Raw genomic sequence first — 15,302 nt, forward strand, 5'->3', positions numbered from 1 at the left:
GCGGGCCACACCTCGCATTCAAACTCACAGGCTTATCCCGTGATCATACTCCTGGAATAGGAAACCAGCCGGCGCAAAGGCGCCGTGATGCGCCAACTCGTCGAAGCCTCAAGCATTGCTACCCGCTGTTGGAGAGAATCAATCTGACCCTTCAAAATTTCGCTTTTCACCTTGCTTTCTGCTACCTCACGTTCAAGTTCTTCGATTAGGCTGGACTTTATCGCTGACTCGACTTTGTTCTCCGCGGCCAGCCGCTTTAATTCCTCTTTCAGTGCGGCATTTGCCTGTTGCAACTCGGCGCTTTCGCGGCGCAGGTTGAAAGATGCCTGTGAGGTGGTACCGGCTTCATTGACGACCTCCTGTAAAAGACGTGCTCTAGTCTCGTAGTGCCGGGTTGCTTCGTTGTCCGAAACGGGCTCTGCATATCCCCTATTCTTCAAATGAACATAAAATTCCGCCCAGTATGTTTCGGATACCTCAAGAATATCGAATGGGATCAAACCTAAAAAATAAGCATCCGAAACAAGAAGCTTGAACACCGTCGGCGTCAATGATGAGCAATGGGTGTCCAGGTAGTTGTCATCTTGCGTCTCTATTTTTCGCATCCATTCAGTGTATTCGGATCGTAGCCTTCGGTGTGGATCGAAATTGGCGGGATTTTCGTTGAGGTAATCCATACCTGTATCGAGATCGTCACCCCGCCTGTAAAAAGCGATAGTGGTATTCATTTCGAATACCTGCGCATAGGAGGGCCTGATGCGTTTCTCCTGGTGAGCTTGAATCCACGAAGCCAGGGTCGTGAACGGGCGAAAGAAATCGAACGATCCGCGCCGATCTGGAATGGCCATGGAAATCACGCCCTCAGGTTTGAGGACCTTTCCACAAGTCTGGAAAAAGCCGATCGGGTCGGGGATATGCTCGAAGTTATGGGACGAGACAAGATAATCGAGCTTGCCGACCAACCCCTTCTCGGCGACGAGATCCAGCAAAAGATTAGCCGGCCCGACCAGATCGACGTCTTCGATGCGCTCGACCCAACTGTCAGGCACATTGGGATCGGCCCGGGCCCGCTCCCTTAAGGCTGGGCCATCGAGCACGTCCAATGACAGGCAATGGTAACCTGCAGATTTCGGCGCCAGCGGCGAATGCCACGGTCCGATTTCGACGCCCAGCATATCCTTGGTGATATGCTTAAGCACTTCATCCTCGCGAGCCATGTTTATACCCTCGCGTTGTTCTTTGTTTCAGATCGGTCTCAGATTGATCTCTGTTTGTAATATTCAGCCAGCTTGTCCCATGCTGCGCTTTCATTCCATCCGACGACATAGCGCTCGGCGCTATCCGTATTGACCCGCATTATCGGTTCGGTGAATTCGGTCTGCTCCTTTAGCTCAAGGGCACATTCCAGGCCGAGACGAGGGCGCATGGCGGATGCGAAGCGGGCGGCAAATGCCCCCTGCGTTTCCACATAACCGCTGGGATTGAGCCGACTAACCGGCGCGGATGCCGCCGCGACCTTGCCGGCAAACTGAGCGTAAGCCTCGCTCAGAAGACCGACGTGAATATTGTCGCGCAGATAGGCCGGTGTATTGACTGTAGCCGTCAATCCCTTGACCCAAGTGCTGATCAGGTGGTTGCAAAAGCGTGGTTCTTCCAGAATTCCGAACGGATTGGGGATGACGAATTTGGCGAAGGGTAAGCCGATTTCGCGGCAGCGATGGCGCACGACCGTCGCTGTTAAAGTCTTCGACAGACCGTAGGGCGAGAAGGCCGGCAGGGGCATCTCACCAGCGCCTTCGTTTTCCTCGAAAACGGTGCCGGTCAGCACCAGGCCCTTTAGGCCGCCCTTGACCATCGCAGTGAGGACTGAACGCAGATTGTACGTGTTCTCCGCGAGAGCGCCAGCGATATCGAAATCTGGGCTACGGTAGTCACCTACCCGCGCCGCATGGTGGCACAGAAGGTCGAACCGGCCAGAGCCGACGAGATCCAGAAACCGATTGGAGCCGAAAGGCGCCTGCCCCACCACTTCGGCCACCTTGCTGAGCCGTCGCACACGCTCGGCGCGAACGCCCTCCGCATAGGCTGTCGCGACGGAGCGGAGCGGCGCGACAACCTCGGCCCCCGCGGCGTTCAGAGCATGGGCAAACCAATATCCGGTGAAGGAACTGGCACCGGTGAGCAGGACCTTCATGCTAGGCCCCGCATCCGCTCCATGCCATGGAAAGTGTCGTTCAAGTCAGGCCAGTTTCGGTCCTTCTCCGAGATCTCAACCGGCTGGATCGGCCATTCGATCCCAATCGCCGGGTCGTTCCACCGTACGCCGCGTTCGCTCTCTGGCGCGTAGAATGCGCTCACGAGATAGAGCGCTTCGACGTTGCTTGTCAGAGTAAGGAGCGCGTGACCGAAGCCACGTGGCACATACATCATGAGCCGATTGTCGTCGTTGAGCTCGGCGCCGAACCACTTGCCAAAAGTGGGCGAACCGGCCCGGAGGTCGACGATGCAGTCCCACAGGCTGCCTCTGATCGCACGAACCACCTTGACCTCGCTGGAAGGCGGGAGCTGATAGTGTATACCGCGCAGAGTACCCGCTTTGCCGCTCAGCGAATTGTTCACCTGGACAAAGTGCGTCTCCAACCCCTGGGCCCCAAACTCTTGCTCACAGAAGAAGCGCGCGAAGAAACCCCGGTCGTCGCCGCGGCGCTCCAGCTCGATGAGGTAGGCGCCGTCCAGCGAAGTCTTGTGAAATTTCATGATACAGTTCGGCTTTCAGTGACGTCCACCCGATACCCAGCGCAGATCTGCACCCAGGCGGCCTGCCAACATATGGCCTTCGAGCGTCTTCAAGCGCATGTAGGGCGAATTGCGGAAATCCTTGTCGGTAAAGCCTATGCCGGTCAGCCCCGCGGTAAGACGCTCGATGGACTGGTCGAGAGAAAGGCGGGGGATCCATTCCGGCGCCAGCGACTTGAAGAGCGAGAAGTCGACCTTATAGGAGCGCTTGTCAGGCGGCGCGTCGGTGTTGATCGACACCTTGGTTCCAGGCACAAGACGCGCCACGGCAGCAGCTAGCTCCGACACCTGATAGTTGCCCTCGTCTCGGCCGGCGTTGACCGCCAGAAACTTGCCACCGTTATCAGGACTGCGGGTGATTGCCCAAGTGATCGCCCGCGCCATGTCTTCCACATCGATCAATGGTCTCCAAGGTGTCCCGTCGCTAAGGACAGTTATCTCGCCGGAGGTCACAGCGCAGGCGACAAAATCGTTGAGAACCAAATCGAGGCGCAGACGGTCGGACATGCCGCAGGCGGTGGCGAAGCGCAGCGCGGTCACCGTCATGTCACGCAGGTCGGACTGGGCACAGGCCTGCTCCGAACCGATCTTTGAACGAGCGTACGCGGTCAGAGGGTTGGTCGGATCCCGTTCGGACCGGGCCCCACCCTCGGCATAGCCGTACATCGAGCAGCTCGACGCAAAAGCGAAATGCTTGGCACCATGCGCCGCGGCGGCCTTCGCAAGGCGGATGGTCGCGACCTGGTTAATCTCATGAGTCACGGCCTCGAACCTGTTACCCATGGGATCGTTGGAAACCGCGCTCAAATGGATCACAGCATCCACGCCGTCGAGCACCTCCACTGGGAAATCACGGATATCGCCAAAGATCTGGCGGTCGAGCAGCGTCTCCGGCAACGTACCGGCACCGGTCAGGCAATGACCAAAAAAGCCCGCATCGAAGCCGATCAACTCGGAATTCGGCAGCCAATCCCGCAAAAAACGCGTGAGAACAGGCCCCACGTAGCCCATGTTGCCCGTAATCAGGATACGCATGTGCTGCCCCTCATCCTTCACCAAAGCTTCCACGGCGCCTTACCGGTCGCCCATAGTTCCTCGAGCTGCCGCTTGTCCCGCAAAGTGTCCATAGGCTGCCAAAAGCCCCTGTGAAAGTAGACGCTCAGATTGCCTTCCGCGGCGAGTGCACGCATGGGCTCCTGCTCCCACACCGTCGCGTCACCTGCGATGTATCGGCCTACTTCGGGAGATAGGACAAAAAACCCGCCATTGATCCATCCGCCGTCACCTATCGGTTTCTCCTGGAAGTCCGTGACGCGATTTCCGTCGAAGTTGATGGCGCCAAAGCGGCCCGGTGGCTGGACCGCCGTCACCGTGGCAAGACGCCCTTCACTGCGGTGCAGATCGATGACCGCGGCAATGTCGACGTTGCCGACACCATCGCCGTAAGTAAGGCAGAATTCCGTATCGCCGTTGATATAGGGGAGAATTCTCTTAATCCGCCCCCCAATCATTGTCGATTCACCAGTGTCGACAAGAGTAACTTTCCACGGTTCCGCCTGGTCCTGATGCACTTCCATCAGATTATTTTTGATATCGAATGTCACATTTGACATGTGTAGGAAGTAATTCCTAAAATATTCCTTGATCACATATCCTTTATACCCGAGACACACGATAAAGTCATTGATACCATGGCTGGAGTAGATCTTCATGATATGCCAAATGATCGGCTTTCCACCTATCTCAATCATCGGCTTGGGCTTCACGTCAGTTTCTTCAGCAAACCGCGTACCCAGCCCTCCGGCTAAGAGGACAGCTTTCATTCGATTCTCTTTTCCCTTGCGGTAACGCTTACTCGCGGTAACGCTTACTCGGAAAATCCCAAAATGTGGGAATCTAGTCAATGGCTGTTGGCAGAGATCATTCGATAACCTGCACCCGCGCCGCTGCTTCATTCCTTATGAGCGCACTCCCGTCGCGAAGCAGCCATCACGGCACACCCCGTCGGCAGCGATGAGCGGTGTCAATCGCCGCGGAAACGCGGCAGATGCAGCCGCATCGTCGTGCCCTGGCCCAGCGTCGATTCGATGCTGATCGAGCCACCTGATTGCCTGGCGAAGCCATAGATCATCGACAGCCCCAGGCCGGTCCCCTGGCCGAGAGGCTTGGTGGTGAAAAACGGATCGAAGGCGCGCTGCACCACATCGTCCGGCATGCCGCTGCCGGTGTCCGTAACAGCCAACACGACATAATCTCCCGCGGCGACGTCCATCAAGGCGGCGTGCGCCAGATCGATCGTTTCGTTGCCCGTCTCGATCGTGACCGGTCCGCCGTCAGGCATCGCATCGCGCGCGTTGATGCACAGATTGAGCAGCGCGCTTTCAAGCTGGCCATGGTCGATGCGGGTCGTCCATAAATCCCCGGCCGGCCGCACGACCAGCTTCACCGCCGGACCAACGGCCCGCTGGATCAGTTCCGCCATGCCGCTCACCAGGCGGTTGATGTCGGTCGGCCGCGGATCGAGGGTCTGGCGGCGGGAAAACGCCAGCAGCCGATGGGTCACCGCGGCTGCCCGGCGGGCGGCACCCTGCGCCGCCTCGATATACCGCTCCAGGTCGAGCACGCGGCCTTGAATGATACGCCTATGTAACAGTTCCAGGTTGCCGGAAATGCCGGCCAGTAGGTTGTTGAAGTCATGCGCCAGGCCCCCCGTGAGCTGGCCCACCGCCTCCATCTTCTGGGATTGCCGCAGCGCCTCCTCGGCCCGCTCACGCTCGGCGATCTCCCGGCGCAGGCGCTCATTGGCCGCGGCCAGGACATGCACGTGCCGCTTCTGCTCCGCCAGGTCTGTCAGGATGCCGCACAGCACGGCTTCACGCCCGTCTTCCCGCAGCACATTCAGCGACATGTAGACGGGGATCTCCCGCCCATCCGCCGTCGCCACTGTCAGCTCGTCCCTGGTGACGGTGTGCGCCGCGTCCTGCAAGAGCCGCGACAGGGCCGGCAGGTCCGCGGGGCGGATGAACGGATGCAGGCGCTGGCCCACAAGGCGCTGCCGCGCGACGCCGAACATGGTCGCCAGCCGGCGATTGCAGTACAGGATGGTCCCGTCGAAGCTGAGGGTGACGGCGCCTTCCTGTATCTGCTCGATCAGAACCTGATAAGGCGGGTCGGCACTCTCCAGTGTATAGACGCGGCGGCTGTCGTGGTCGGGTGAGGCGACAAGCGCGTCCGCGTCACCGCGCCGGATCGCCTGCAACGTTTCCTCACTGTCCGCAAGCTGCTCTTCCAACTGCTTGATGCGAGCCAGAAGCTGGACGGTATCGTCTCCAGGGTCCGGCGGCTTCATGCTCGGTCTTGTCATGGTTGCGCGCTCTGCAACGGTATCGCTGAACGAACAATACGGCCTGGCCCGGGCCACAAAGCCGCCGCTGCGACATTGAGGCCGCCGGTGCTGAAATCACCTGATATTCCCGTGCGATCCCGGGCAGTTGATCGGCCGCCGCCCGCCGGGGGTGACGGATTCGCCCGGCCGCGCCGCATCTGGAGGGCTTTCAAAACCTGGTGATAGGCGGCATTTTTCGCCGGTGGCGCGGAGTCGCTGGACGCCGGCCCGCCAAGCGGCCAAAAATCGATCCCCTTTTGGGAGGGCAAGGCCATGCCGCATGTGTCGCTGCATACCCCGATCGGTGACGTCACTGTCTTCGAGCATGACGGCGCCATCGTCGCGCTGGACTGGGGCTGGGTCGAGGATCAGGCGCAGACCGCGCTGCTGGACCGCGCCAGACAGCAGCTCGACGCTTATTTCGACGGTGCGTTGAGGACCTTCGACCTGCCCTTGGCCCCGGTCGGCACCCCGTATCGGCGGGCGGTGTGGGACGCGTTGTGCACCATCCCGTATGGCGAAACCCGCACCTATATCGACATCGCCCGCATCGCCGGCGGCTCCCCACGCTCTGTCGGACAGGCGAACGGGCGCAACCCGATCCCGCTGATCATTCCCTGCCACCGCGTGGTCGCCACCGGCCATCTGGGCGGCTATTCCGGCGGTGAGGGACTGCCGACCAAGCGCTGGCTGCTGGCGTTGGAACAGCCGGAAGGCGCACTGCTGTAAAGCGGGATTCGACCCGATACGGATGACGCCAGGGAGGGCAACCATGCGCTTCGGACTGTTCGGCGCGGCGCAGGCGCAGCGGGGCGGTGGTCCCGATGTCGACAGCGCGGCGGGCTTCAAGGACTACATCGAATACGTCATCGAGGCCGAGGCACTGGGCTATGACAGCGCGTTCATCGTCGAGCATCATTTCACCGGTTTCGGCCAGGTCTCCGCCACGCTGAACCTGTTGACCTGGATCGGCGCGCGCACCTCCACCCTGCGCCTGGGCACGGCGGTGATCGTGCTGCCCTGGCACAACCCCGTGCTGTTGGCGGAGCAGGCGGCCACGGTCGACCTGCTGTCCGGCGGGCGCCTGGATTTCGGCGTCGGCAAGGGCTACCGCCACAATGAATTCGCCGGCTTCCGCGTTCCGATGGAGGAAGCGGCGCCGCGCTTCGAGGAAGCGATCGACATCATCACCCGAGCCTGGACGTCGAACGAGCGGTTTTCCTTCCATGGCCGGTTCTGGCGGTTCGACGACATCATCGTGGAGCCGCCGACGGTACAGGCACCGCACCCGCCGTTCTGGCAAGGCGCCGGGCATGAGGACAGCATACGGCGGGTGGCCGCGCGCGGGCACAACCTGCTGCTGGACCAGTTCGCGCCGATCGATGAGACCATTCGTCGGTTTGGCACCTACAAGACAGCGATGCTGGCCAACGGGTTCGGCTTCGATCCGATGCAGGTGGGCGTCGCCCGCGCCTTCTTCGTCGCCGACACGCCGGAGGAAAAGGCGGCCGCCATCGACCGCCGCCTCGCCGCGCAGCGCCGGCTGCACGCGATCAGCCAGCGCCCCGACGGCAACAACACGGCCAGCATCATGGCGTTCTCCGACACGCGGGAAGCCAGCGAGGAAAGCGCGCTGTACGGTACGCCGGACGAGATCTGCCGAAAGATCGAGCGCCTGCGGGACGCGGGCGTCCGGTACCTGTTGCTGAACGGCGGCGGCACCGCGCGTGAAAACCTGCGCCGCTTCGCGCGGGAGGTGATGCCGCATTTCCGTTCCGAACCACCGGTTCGGGCCCGCGGCGCGGCGGCCTGACCGCGGCCGCGGACGGGCGGACCCGACCGCCCCCCGGTACCCACCCCCGGTACCCACCGCCCGGTACCCACCCCCGGTACCGCCCCCCGACCGCCTTCCCTCGCTATTTTGGATCGGCTACAACGTCGGCGAGTGCAGAGGTGCGGCATGTGGCGCGGGGCGTTTCTCGCCTGTTGTCTGATCTGGTCCGCGGCCGCCCTGTCGGCCGAGGTCGCGGACGCGACAGGCCGTTCCGTTATCGTTCCAGACCAGGTGCGCCGCGTGGTGCCGGCCGGCCCTCCCGCCGCCGTGCTGATGGCGGCGATTGCACCGGATCTGATGGCCGGATGGCCCGCTCCGGTGCCGGATGCCGCGCGAGCCGTGCTGCCATCCGACGCGGCGGCCCTGCCGCAGATCCCGCGGCTGACCGCGCGGGAAGACGCCAGCGGCAGGATCGCGGCCCTGCACCCGGACCTGATCCTGGATTACGGCGACACCGGCCAGCGATATATCGATCTGGCGATAGCCACGCAGCGGCAGACCGGCATCCCGACGCTGCTGCTGGATGGCGCCCTGGACAAGGTCCCGGCCGTCCTCCGCCTACTGGGCGGCGTGCTGCACCGGCCTGAACGCGCGGATGAGCTCGCCCGCTTCACCGAGGCGCTGCTGAGCCTGCCGTCGCCGGCGTCGCACCCGACCGTCGTCTACGCTCGGGGGCCGGCCGGCACCCTGGCCGCGGCGCCCGACACCGATGTCACCGCCGTGTTCACCCGCCTGGGCTGGACCGTGCTCGCGCCGGAAGGGTCAGGAACGTTCCGGCCGGTGACCGCCGGGACGGTCGCGACACTCAACCCCGACTTGCTGGTCTTCTCCGATCCCGCCATGGCGGATGCATTGGCCCATGATCCCGCATGGAAGGCCGTGCGTGCGGTCCGTGAAGGCCATGCCGTGGTGGCGCCGCATCTGCCGTTCGGCTGGGTGGAAGAGCCGCCTTCGATCAACCGCCTGATCGGCTTCGCCTGGCTGAGCGGACACGACCCCGTCACGCTCGCCGCCATGGCGAATGCCATCCTGTACCGCCGCACGCTCACGCCGGCCGAACGGGACACCGTCCTGTCCGGCGTATCATCAATCCGGCCTTGAAAGGATCCAGGAGTTGAGTCGCTTCTTTCTGATCATCTGCTTCCTGCTGGTGTCGATCACCGCCAGGGCACAGGACCTGACCGTCTTCGCCGCCGCCAGCCTGACCGACGCGATGAAGGACATCGCCGCGCAATGGGTCGCCGCCGGCCATAAGGAGCCGCGCCTGTCGTTCGGCGCCAGCTCCACCCTGGCCCGCCAGATCGAGCAGGGCGCGCCGGCCAATGTCTTCGCGTCGGCGGACCAGAAATGGATGGACTACCTGGCCGAAAAGAACCTGATCGCGGCAGGCACGCGGACGAACCTGCTGGAGAATGAGCTGGTGCTGATCGCGCCGGCCGACAGGCATCTGTCCGTCACCATCAAGCCCGGCATGGACCTGGTGGCGCTTCTGGGCAGCAATGGCCGCATCGCCACCGGCGACCCGGCGCATGTGCCGGTCGGTCTGTACGCGAAACAGGCGCTGACCAGGCTGGGACTGTGGGACAAGGTGGAACCCCGCCTCGCCCGCGCGGATGACGTTCGTTCCGCGCTGCTGCTGGTCGAGCGTGGGGAGGCACCGCTGGGCATCGTCTATGCCACCGATGCCAAGGTATCCAAGGCCGTGGCCGTGGCCGGGGTGTTCCCCGCCGACACGCACGACCCGGTCACCTATCCGTTCGCGGTGACCAAGGCGGGCGACACGCCGGATGCGCGGGCGTTTCTGAAATTCCTGTCGGGGCCGAAGGCAACCGCGATCTTCGCAGACCGCGGCTTCAAGGTGATGCAGTAGGCACTTTACGGCGCCGGCGTTCATCGCGCGCCGGCGCGCTCCTCACGCCGTATCGGCCGGCTGGCACCGAGCCGGCGGCGGCGTGACGGGAAGGCGCGACGAGGCTGCCGGAAGCAGCACCGCTTGAAACCGTAGCAGAAACCCTACCGGGGCGCGATCGCCTGAAGCCGACGGTTGAACGGCGTGAGTCGCGCCCTTGAATCAAAGAGTTGACAAAAGCATGACAGGGTCAGCCCGACCCTGTCATGCTTCAGGATCCGCGCAGCTTTCCTTGCAGCGCCCGCGCACGCTTCACCACGGACCGTGCCCGTTCAACGACCGGGACGTCGATCATCGCGCCCTCGAACTGGACGGCGCCAAGCCCCTTGGCATAGGCATCCTCATAAGCGGCGATCATGCGTTCGGCCCGTTCCACCTCGGCGGCATCCGGCGCGAACTCCTCGTTCAGCACCTGCACCTGCAGTGGATGCACCGCGCTGGCGCACATGAAGCCCAGCCGACGAGACCGGCGCACGATTTTCCGAAATGCCTCCTGATCGCGGAAATCGGCGATCGAGCCGATGAAGCCCATCGGCATGATCCCGGCGGCCCGGGCGGCGAAGATGGTCTGCTGCTTGGGGTAGAAAAGCCCCTCCGGTTCGGATTGCATGCCGACATCGGCGGCGAAATCCTCCGACCCCAGGCTCAGGCCCACGATCCGCCTGTGGCACTTGGCGATCTGTTCGATCCGGAAGAAACCTCTGGCGGTCTCCACCAGGGCGATGAAGCGAATGCCGCCAGCAGGCAGGCCGCGCTCGGCCTCCAGCTCATCGACGATCTCGGCGACCGCGTGCACGTGTTCCGGGCTGTCCACCTTGGTCAGCATCAGTGCGGCCACGCCGGGAATCACCGCCGCTTCCAGATCGCGCACCAGCAGGCGCCACGGCCGGTTGACGCGCACCACGACATCGGCGCCGTTCCGGTTCACCTGCGGAATGGCACCGGCGATCAGCGCGCGGGCGTTTTCCTTCTGGGAGGGTGCGACCGCGTCCTCCAGGTCCAGGATGATCGCGTCGGCGCCGCGATCAGCGCCGGTGCGGACGAATTTCTCCGCCGTCACCGGCACGAACATCAGCGACCGCCAGACCGGTAGATCGTCGCGCATGGGCTCAGCCCTCCTTGATCACGCCCTCGGCGGCCAGCGCGGCCAGCCGGTCGGCGCCATAGCCGATGGATTCCAGGATCGAACGCGTGTGCTGCCCCAGGTCGGGCGCCGGCATCCGCAGCTTGCCCGGCGTATCGGACAGGCGAGGAATGACGTTGTGCATCAGCACCGCCCCGGCCTCCGCGTCCGGTGCCTCCACCAGCACGCCGCGGGCCTGCACATGCGGATCCTCCAGTAGCTGGTCGACCTCATAGATCGGTGTCGCGGTCACCTCGGCGGCCTCGAACACTGCCATGGTCTCGGCCAGGGTCCGCTGGGCGATCCAGTCCGCGACGATCCCGTCGCATGCGTCAATGTTCCGGACACGATCGGTGTTCGTGCGGAATCTCGGATCGTCGATCATGTCGGCCCGGCCGATCGCGCGGAACAGCCGCTCCGCCATCGCCTGGATGGACGCGGAGATCGCCACGAACCTGCCATCGCTGGTCTGATAGACATTCCGGGGGGAGGTCGTCAGCGAGCGGCTGCCGGTGCGCACCGGCTTGTCGCCGGCGATACGGAACGTCGCCGGATCGGCGCCGAGGACCGAGACGATCGGCTCCAGCAGCGACAGGTCGATGACCTGGCCCTTGCCGCCCCGCTCGACCACACGCAGCGCCACCATGATGGCATAGGCGCCGTACAGGCCGGCGATCATATCCGCCATCGCCAGCGGCGGCAGCACCGGCGGGCGGTCGCCATAGCCGTTCTTGGCGGCGAAGCCGGACATCGCCTCCACCAGCGTGCCGAAACCGGGCCGATCCCGGTACGGCCCGTCCTGGCCGAAGCCGGTGATGCGCACGATGATCAGGTCGGGGTTGCGGGCGTGCAGCACATCGGGGCCGAGACCCATCTGTTCCAGCGTGCCGGGGCGGAAATTCTCGATGAACACATGGGACGTGGCCAGCAGGTCCAGCAATGCATCGCGTCCGGCCCGCGGGCGCAGGTTGATCGCCAGGCTCTTCTTGTTGCGGGCATAGACCTTCCAGTGCAGCGACAGCCCCTTCACGCGCCAGGCCCGCAGCGGATCGCCGACCTTCGGATCCTCGATCTTGATGACCTCGGCGCCCTGGTCGGCCAGTTGCAGGCTGACCATGTTGCCGGCCACCAGGCGGGAGACATCCACGACACGGATGCCGTCCAGCGGCGCGGAGGCTGTCGGGTCGAACTGGACGCGAGGGATCATGGGCTGCTCTCTTGGACGTGCCATTGTCCGGGCAGAGCGGCAGCGAGGCAAGAGGCGGAGCGAGACAAGAGGCGGAGCGAGGCAAGAGGCAGTTGGCGCCCTTGCGCGGCTTGGCGGCTCAGCGACTGGCGGCTCAGCGTCCGGCGGCGATCGCGTCGCCGATCTGCCCGGCCAGCTGCGTTACCGCGCCGCGCAGGGCGGTGACCCGAGCCGTGGCGTCCGTCGCATCCGTAACCGGCAGATCGATCCGCGCTCGGCGGGACAGGTCACCCCGAGAGCCGGGCTCGCGCACGAGGGTCCAGCGCGCATCCAGCACGGCGGTGCCAGGGGACGGCTGGCCGCGCGCGGGCGCCCCTTCCTCCACGTCGAACCGGGTGACATCGAGGCTGACGCGCCAGGTGGGCGGCGGGATCCGCACCACCGGGGTCGGCATCACACGATCCCGCCCGAAGCGACCGGCAAGGTCGTCGACCAGCGCGCGGGTGATCAGATCGGCGGGCGGATCGGACCAGACCTCGAACTCATGGATCGATACGCGGTTGGTACCGGTGCGAGTGACCATCTGGGTGCGGTCGGCATACAGTGCGATAGTGGGACGATCGACATAGATCACCGGTCCCTCGCGGGCCGGTGCGGCCGGTGGCGGTTCGGCGGCGGACAGGTCATAGACGCGTGTCGGCGTGCCGCAGGCAGCCAGCAGCAGCAGGATGAGCGGGAGGCACCTCACCGCCGGTTGTCCGACTTGCCGATGAGCAGGGCGTTGGGATTGCGCTCCAGATACTCCGCCAACAGGCGCATGGAGCGGGCAGCGCCCTGCAGTTCCCGCAGCAGGCCGCGCAGCTCGCCCAGCACCGGCGAGCGATCGCCGAGCTGCAGGTCCACCGTCGCCAGCGTCTGGCTGGCACGGTCGACGGCCTTGTTGGCGTTGCGCACCGTCACGTTCAGGCTGTCGAACAGCGTATCCGCCCGGGGCCCGACGCCCTGCGCCACGGTGCGCAGTTCCGTCGCGGCATCGCGCAGTTGGGCCAGCGCATCCCGCAGCTCCGGCCCGGTCGCCAGCTCCTTCATCGCCGTGGCGGCGGCCAGAAGCTGGGCGAACACCTGGTCCAGCGGCGCGTCGGCGAGCTTGTCCAGCAACGGCCCCAGCCGGTCGAGCATCGCGTCGCGGACCGACGGTCCGGCCGGCAGCACCGGCACCGGCCCGGACCGGTCCAGCGTCGCCCGGGTCTGGTCGGGCAGGAAACCGAGTGTGACCAGCGCGGTGCCGCCCATCAGGTCCGTGGTGCCGATGCGGGCACGCAGGCCGCGGCGGACCAGGGCATCGGCGGCGGCATAGATCTCATCGGGCGTGGTGGGCCGGTGCGCGGCAGCCTGCGCCGGGAACTGCGCCGGCTCCAGTTCAATGGTGACCGGGACGGTGAAGCTGTTGCCGTCCGGCGCCACGTCCAGTCCGACGCTGCGCACCGTGCCGACGCGGATGCCCAGGATCTGCACCGGCGCGCCGGCGGCCAGCCCGCGCACGTCACTGGCGAAGCGAATGAGGAACGGAACACCGTCCGCCCGGGCCGGGCCGGCCGCCGTCACCAGCAGCAAGGCCAGGGCGATTCGTGCGCGAAGCGTTCCGATCATGCGCGCAGACTGGCGAAAAAACGCTGGCGTGCCCAGCCACCGATTTCCGCGTATCGTCGCCGCGGCACGCGCCGCCGCCGGCTCGCCGCATCCGGCGCGCGGTCATGTGTGATTTACCCTTCCCCCGAACGATTGCCGGGGGGCCGGCGGTGCCGCCTCATGCCGTGGCCGCGGGCGCCAGCGGGAGAAGGCCAGCGGGAGAAGGCCAAAGGGGGGAGCACGCTAGAGTCAGCACGCCAGCGGGAGCACGCCACAGGGAGAACCTGGGGCACCCGCGCAGGCGGTGTCGCCTCAGGCCGCTTCCGCCTTCAGCACAAGACGCCCGGTCACCTTGCCGTCGCGCAGGCGCATCAGCGCGTCGTTCGCCTGGCTTTGCGGTACGGTCGCCACCGGCAGCGCTTCCAGCGAGCCCTCCTGCGCCAGCTTCACCAGTTCGCGCAGTTCCTTGGGATTGCCGACGTAGCTGCCCTGCACCGTCAATGCCCTGATCGCCATGATCGGCAGCGGCAGCATCAGTTCGCCGCCAAACAGACCCACCTGGATCAGCTTGCCGCCCTTGCCTAGCGCGCCGAAGGCGAAGCGGGCGGTGGCGGTGCCGTTCACCAGGTCGATTACGGCCGGGACGGGGCCGCCCGCCGCCTCAACGATGCGCTTCGTCACCTCGGCGCCGTCGCCGCTGCCGTCCACGACCTTCGTCGCGCCGGCTTTCAGTGCGGCCTGCCGCTTTTCGGCGCTGATGTCGACGGAAATGATAGTCTGGTGCTTCAGCGCCTTCAGGATGGCAACGGCGTTCAGGCCCAGCCCGCCCGCGCCCACCAGCACGATCGGCTGCGTCGGTGCCAGCGGCATCGCCTTCTTGATCGCCGAATAGACGGTGATGCCGGAGCAGGCATAGGTGGCCGCCACTGCCGGGTCCACGCTGCCCAGGTCGATCAGATGGCGCGGGTGCGGCGCCACCACGTGGGTGCCGTAGCCGCCGTTCTGGTAGACCCCCAGGCTGCGCGCGGCGACCGCGCACATGTTATCCTCCTCGGCCAGGCAACGCTCGCACTTCCCACAGCCCAGCCACGGGTAGACGATGCGGACGTCGCCGACCTTCACGCCCTTGGCCTCGGGGCCGAGCTTGACGACGCGACCGATGATCTCGTGGCCCATGGCGAGGGGCAGGGTGACGCCGCGGTCCTTCAAGGACATCTTCTGGCCGCCGCCGATGTCGTAATACCCCTCCCAGATGTGCAGGTCGGAATGGCACACGCCGCAATGCGTGACCTCCAGCAGCACCTCTGTGCCCGTGGGTTCGGGCGTGGGCAGTTCGATTTCCCTCAGCGGTTGCCCGTTCTCGACGACGGCCCAGGCGCGCATGACTGTGTCCTCCTTGCGGTCGGGCGATGGATAGCGCGGGGCGGGGCGGATGCAAAG

The 15,302-nt window shown here is 64.8% G+C and carries 15 protein-coding genes; 4 read left to right on the forward strand and 11 right to left on the reverse strand.

The window, feature by feature from the left end:
* Positions 1-32 precede the first annotated feature (32 nt).
* The 6 genes from VHC04_RS22310 to VHC04_RS22335 all read right to left on the reverse strand — a co-directional run bounded on the left by VHC04_RS22310 (position 33) and on the right by VHC04_RS22335 (position 6,160).
* Positions 33-1,217 carry a hypothetical protein gene (locus VHC04_RS22310; RefSeq protein ID WP_325684948.1) on the reverse strand — a complete coding sequence of 395 codons (1,185 nt, stop codon included), beginning with the start codon at positions 1,215-1,217 and terminating at the stop codon, positions 33-35.
* Between the two features lie 38 nt (positions 1,218-1,255).
* The gene (locus VHC04_RS22315) at positions 1,256-2,194 is read right to left on the reverse strand and encodes an NAD-dependent epimerase/dehydratase family protein (protein ID WP_325684949.1); all 939 of its coding nucleotides are present in this window, start codon (positions 2,192-2,194) and stop codon (positions 1,256-1,258) included.
* On the reverse strand, positions 2,191-2,757 hold the full coding sequence (gene rfbC, locus VHC04_RS22320; protein WP_325684950.1) for a dTDP-4-dehydrorhamnose 3,5-epimerase: 567 nt from the start codon (positions 2,755-2,757) through the stop codon (positions 2,191-2,193). The genes VHC04_RS22315 and rfbC overlap by 4 nt, the downstream gene beginning before the upstream one ends.
* Positions 2,758-2,772: 15 nt before the next feature.
* Positions 2,773-3,831, reverse strand: a complete 1,059-nt coding sequence (locus VHC04_RS22325; protein ID WP_325684951.1) for an NAD-dependent epimerase/dehydratase family protein — start codon at positions 3,829-3,831, stop codon at positions 2,773-2,775.
* A gap of 17 nt (positions 3,832-3,848) precedes the next feature.
* Positions 3,849-4,619: a glucose-1-phosphate cytidylyltransferase gene (rfbF, locus tag VHC04_RS22330; protein ID WP_325684952.1), complete on the reverse strand. Its 771-nt coding sequence runs from the start codon at positions 4,617-4,619 to the stop codon at positions 3,849-3,851.
* A gap of 200 nt (positions 4,620-4,819) precedes the next feature.
* Positions 4,820-6,160, reverse strand: a complete 1,341-nt coding sequence (locus VHC04_RS22335; RefSeq protein WP_325684953.1) for an ATP-binding protein — start codon at positions 6,158-6,160, stop codon at positions 4,820-4,822.
* Between the two features lie 294 nt (positions 6,161-6,454).
* Between VHC04_RS22335 and VHC04_RS22340 the strand changes: the two genes are divergently transcribed.
* The 4 genes from VHC04_RS22340 (at position 6,455) to modA (ending at position 9,885) form a co-directional block, all read left to right on the forward strand.
* Positions 6,455-6,910, forward strand: coding sequence for a methylated-DNA--[protein]-cysteine S-methyltransferase (locus VHC04_RS22340; protein ID WP_325684954.1), 456 nt, complete (start codon positions 6,455-6,457; stop codon positions 6,908-6,910).
* 43 nt (positions 6,911-6,953) lie between these two features.
* Positions 6,954-7,994 carry an LLM class flavin-dependent oxidoreductase gene (locus VHC04_RS22345; protein ID WP_325684955.1) on the forward strand — a complete coding sequence of 347 codons (1,041 nt, stop codon included), beginning with the start codon at positions 6,954-6,956 and terminating at the stop codon, positions 7,992-7,994.
* A 147-nt stretch (positions 7,995-8,141) separates the two neighbouring features.
* Complete coding sequence (locus tag VHC04_RS22350; RefSeq protein ID WP_325684956.1) at positions 8,142-9,116, forward strand: ABC transporter substrate-binding protein; 975 nt, start codon at positions 8,142-8,144, stop codon at positions 9,114-9,116.
* 13 nt (positions 9,117-9,129) lie between these two features.
* On the forward strand, positions 9,130-9,885 hold the full coding sequence (gene modA, locus VHC04_RS22355; protein WP_325684957.1) for a molybdate ABC transporter substrate-binding protein: 756 nt from the start codon (positions 9,130-9,132) through the stop codon (positions 9,883-9,885).
* A gap of 250 nt (positions 9,886-10,135) precedes the next feature.
* Here the strand turns inward: modA and VHC04_RS22360 are convergent, their stop codons facing one another.
* The 5 genes from VHC04_RS22360 to VHC04_RS22380 form a co-directional block, all read right to left on the reverse strand.
* Positions 10,136-11,029 carry an HpcH/HpaI aldolase/citrate lyase family protein gene (locus tag VHC04_RS22360; protein WP_325684958.1) on the reverse strand — a complete coding sequence of 298 codons (894 nt, stop codon included), beginning with the start codon at positions 11,027-11,029 and terminating at the stop codon, positions 10,136-10,138.
* 4 nt (positions 11,030-11,033) lie between these two features.
* Positions 11,034-12,254, reverse strand: a complete 1,221-nt coding sequence (locus VHC04_RS22365; RefSeq protein ID WP_325684959.1) for a CaiB/BaiF CoA transferase family protein — start codon at positions 12,252-12,254, stop codon at positions 11,034-11,036.
* Between the two features lie 133 nt (positions 12,255-12,387).
* Positions 12,388-12,981 (reverse strand): PqiC family protein, encoded by a 594-nt coding sequence (locus tag VHC04_RS22370; RefSeq protein WP_325684960.1) that lies wholly within the window; start codon positions 12,979-12,981, stop codon positions 12,388-12,390.
* Positions 12,978-13,883, reverse strand: a complete 906-nt coding sequence (locus tag VHC04_RS22375; RefSeq protein WP_325684961.1) for an MlaD family protein — start codon at positions 13,881-13,883, stop codon at positions 12,978-12,980. Before VHC04_RS22375 ends, VHC04_RS22370 begins: the two co-directional genes overlap by 4 nt.
* Before the next feature lie 291 nt (positions 13,884-14,174).
* A complete protein-coding gene (locus VHC04_RS22380; RefSeq protein ID WP_325684962.1) occupies positions 14,175-15,245 on the reverse strand; it encodes an alcohol dehydrogenase in 1,071 nt (356 codons plus the stop codon).
* Positions 15,246-15,302 lie beyond the last annotated feature (57 nt).

This window comes from Rhodopila sp., from assembly GCF_035548095.1.
Lineage (GTDB): Bacteria > Pseudomonadota > Alphaproteobacteria > Acetobacterales > Acetobacteraceae > Rhodopila.

Excerpts from the sequence above, each read along its gene's own strand:
- VHC04_RS22310 (WP_325684948.1), bottom strand. The coding sequence starts at position 1,217 with ATGGCTCGCGAGGATGAAGTGCTTAAGCATATCACCAAGGATATGCTG.
- VHC04_RS22315 (WP_325684949.1), bottom strand. The coding sequence starts at position 2,194 with ATGAAGGTCCTGCTCACCGGTGCCAGTTCCTTCACCGGATATTGGTTT.
- rfbC (WP_325684950.1), bottom strand. The coding sequence starts at position 2,757 with ATGAAATTTCACAAGACTTCGCTGGACGGCGCCTACCTCATCGAGCTG.
- VHC04_RS22325 (WP_325684951.1), bottom strand. The coding sequence starts at position 3,831 with ATGCGTATCCTGATTACGGGCAACATGGGCTACGTGGGGCCTGTTCTC.
- rfbF (WP_325684952.1), bottom strand. The coding sequence starts at position 4,619 with ATGAAAGCTGTCCTCTTAGCCGGAGGGCTGGGTACGCGGTTTGCTGAA.
- VHC04_RS22335 (WP_325684953.1), bottom strand. The coding sequence starts at position 6,160 with ATGACAAGACCGAGCATGAAGCCGCCGGACCCTGGAGACGATACCGTC.
- VHC04_RS22340 (WP_325684954.1), top strand. The coding sequence starts at position 6,455 with ATGCCGCATGTGTCGCTGCATACCCCGATCGGTGACGTCACTGTCTTC.
- VHC04_RS22345 (WP_325684955.1), top strand. The coding sequence starts at position 6,954 with ATGCGCTTCGGACTGTTCGGCGCGGCGCAGGCGCAGCGGGGCGGTGGT.
- VHC04_RS22350 (WP_325684956.1), top strand. The coding sequence starts at position 8,142 with ATGTGGCGCGGGGCGTTTCTCGCCTGTTGTCTGATCTGGTCCGCGGCC.
- VHC04_RS22360 (WP_325684958.1), bottom strand. The coding sequence starts at position 11,029 with ATGCGCGACGATCTACCGGTCTGGCGGTCGCTGATGTTCGTGCCGGTG.
- VHC04_RS22365 (WP_325684959.1), bottom strand. The coding sequence starts at position 12,254 with ATGATCCCTCGCGTCCAGTTCGACCCGACAGCCTCCGCGCCGCTGGAC.
- VHC04_RS22375 (WP_325684961.1), bottom strand. The coding sequence starts at position 13,883 with ATGATCGGAACGCTTCGCGCACGAATCGCCCTGGCCTTGCTGCTGGTG.
- VHC04_RS22380 (WP_325684962.1), bottom strand. The coding sequence starts at position 15,245 with ATGCGCGCCTGGGCCGTCGTCGAGAACGGGCAACCGCTGAGGGAAATC.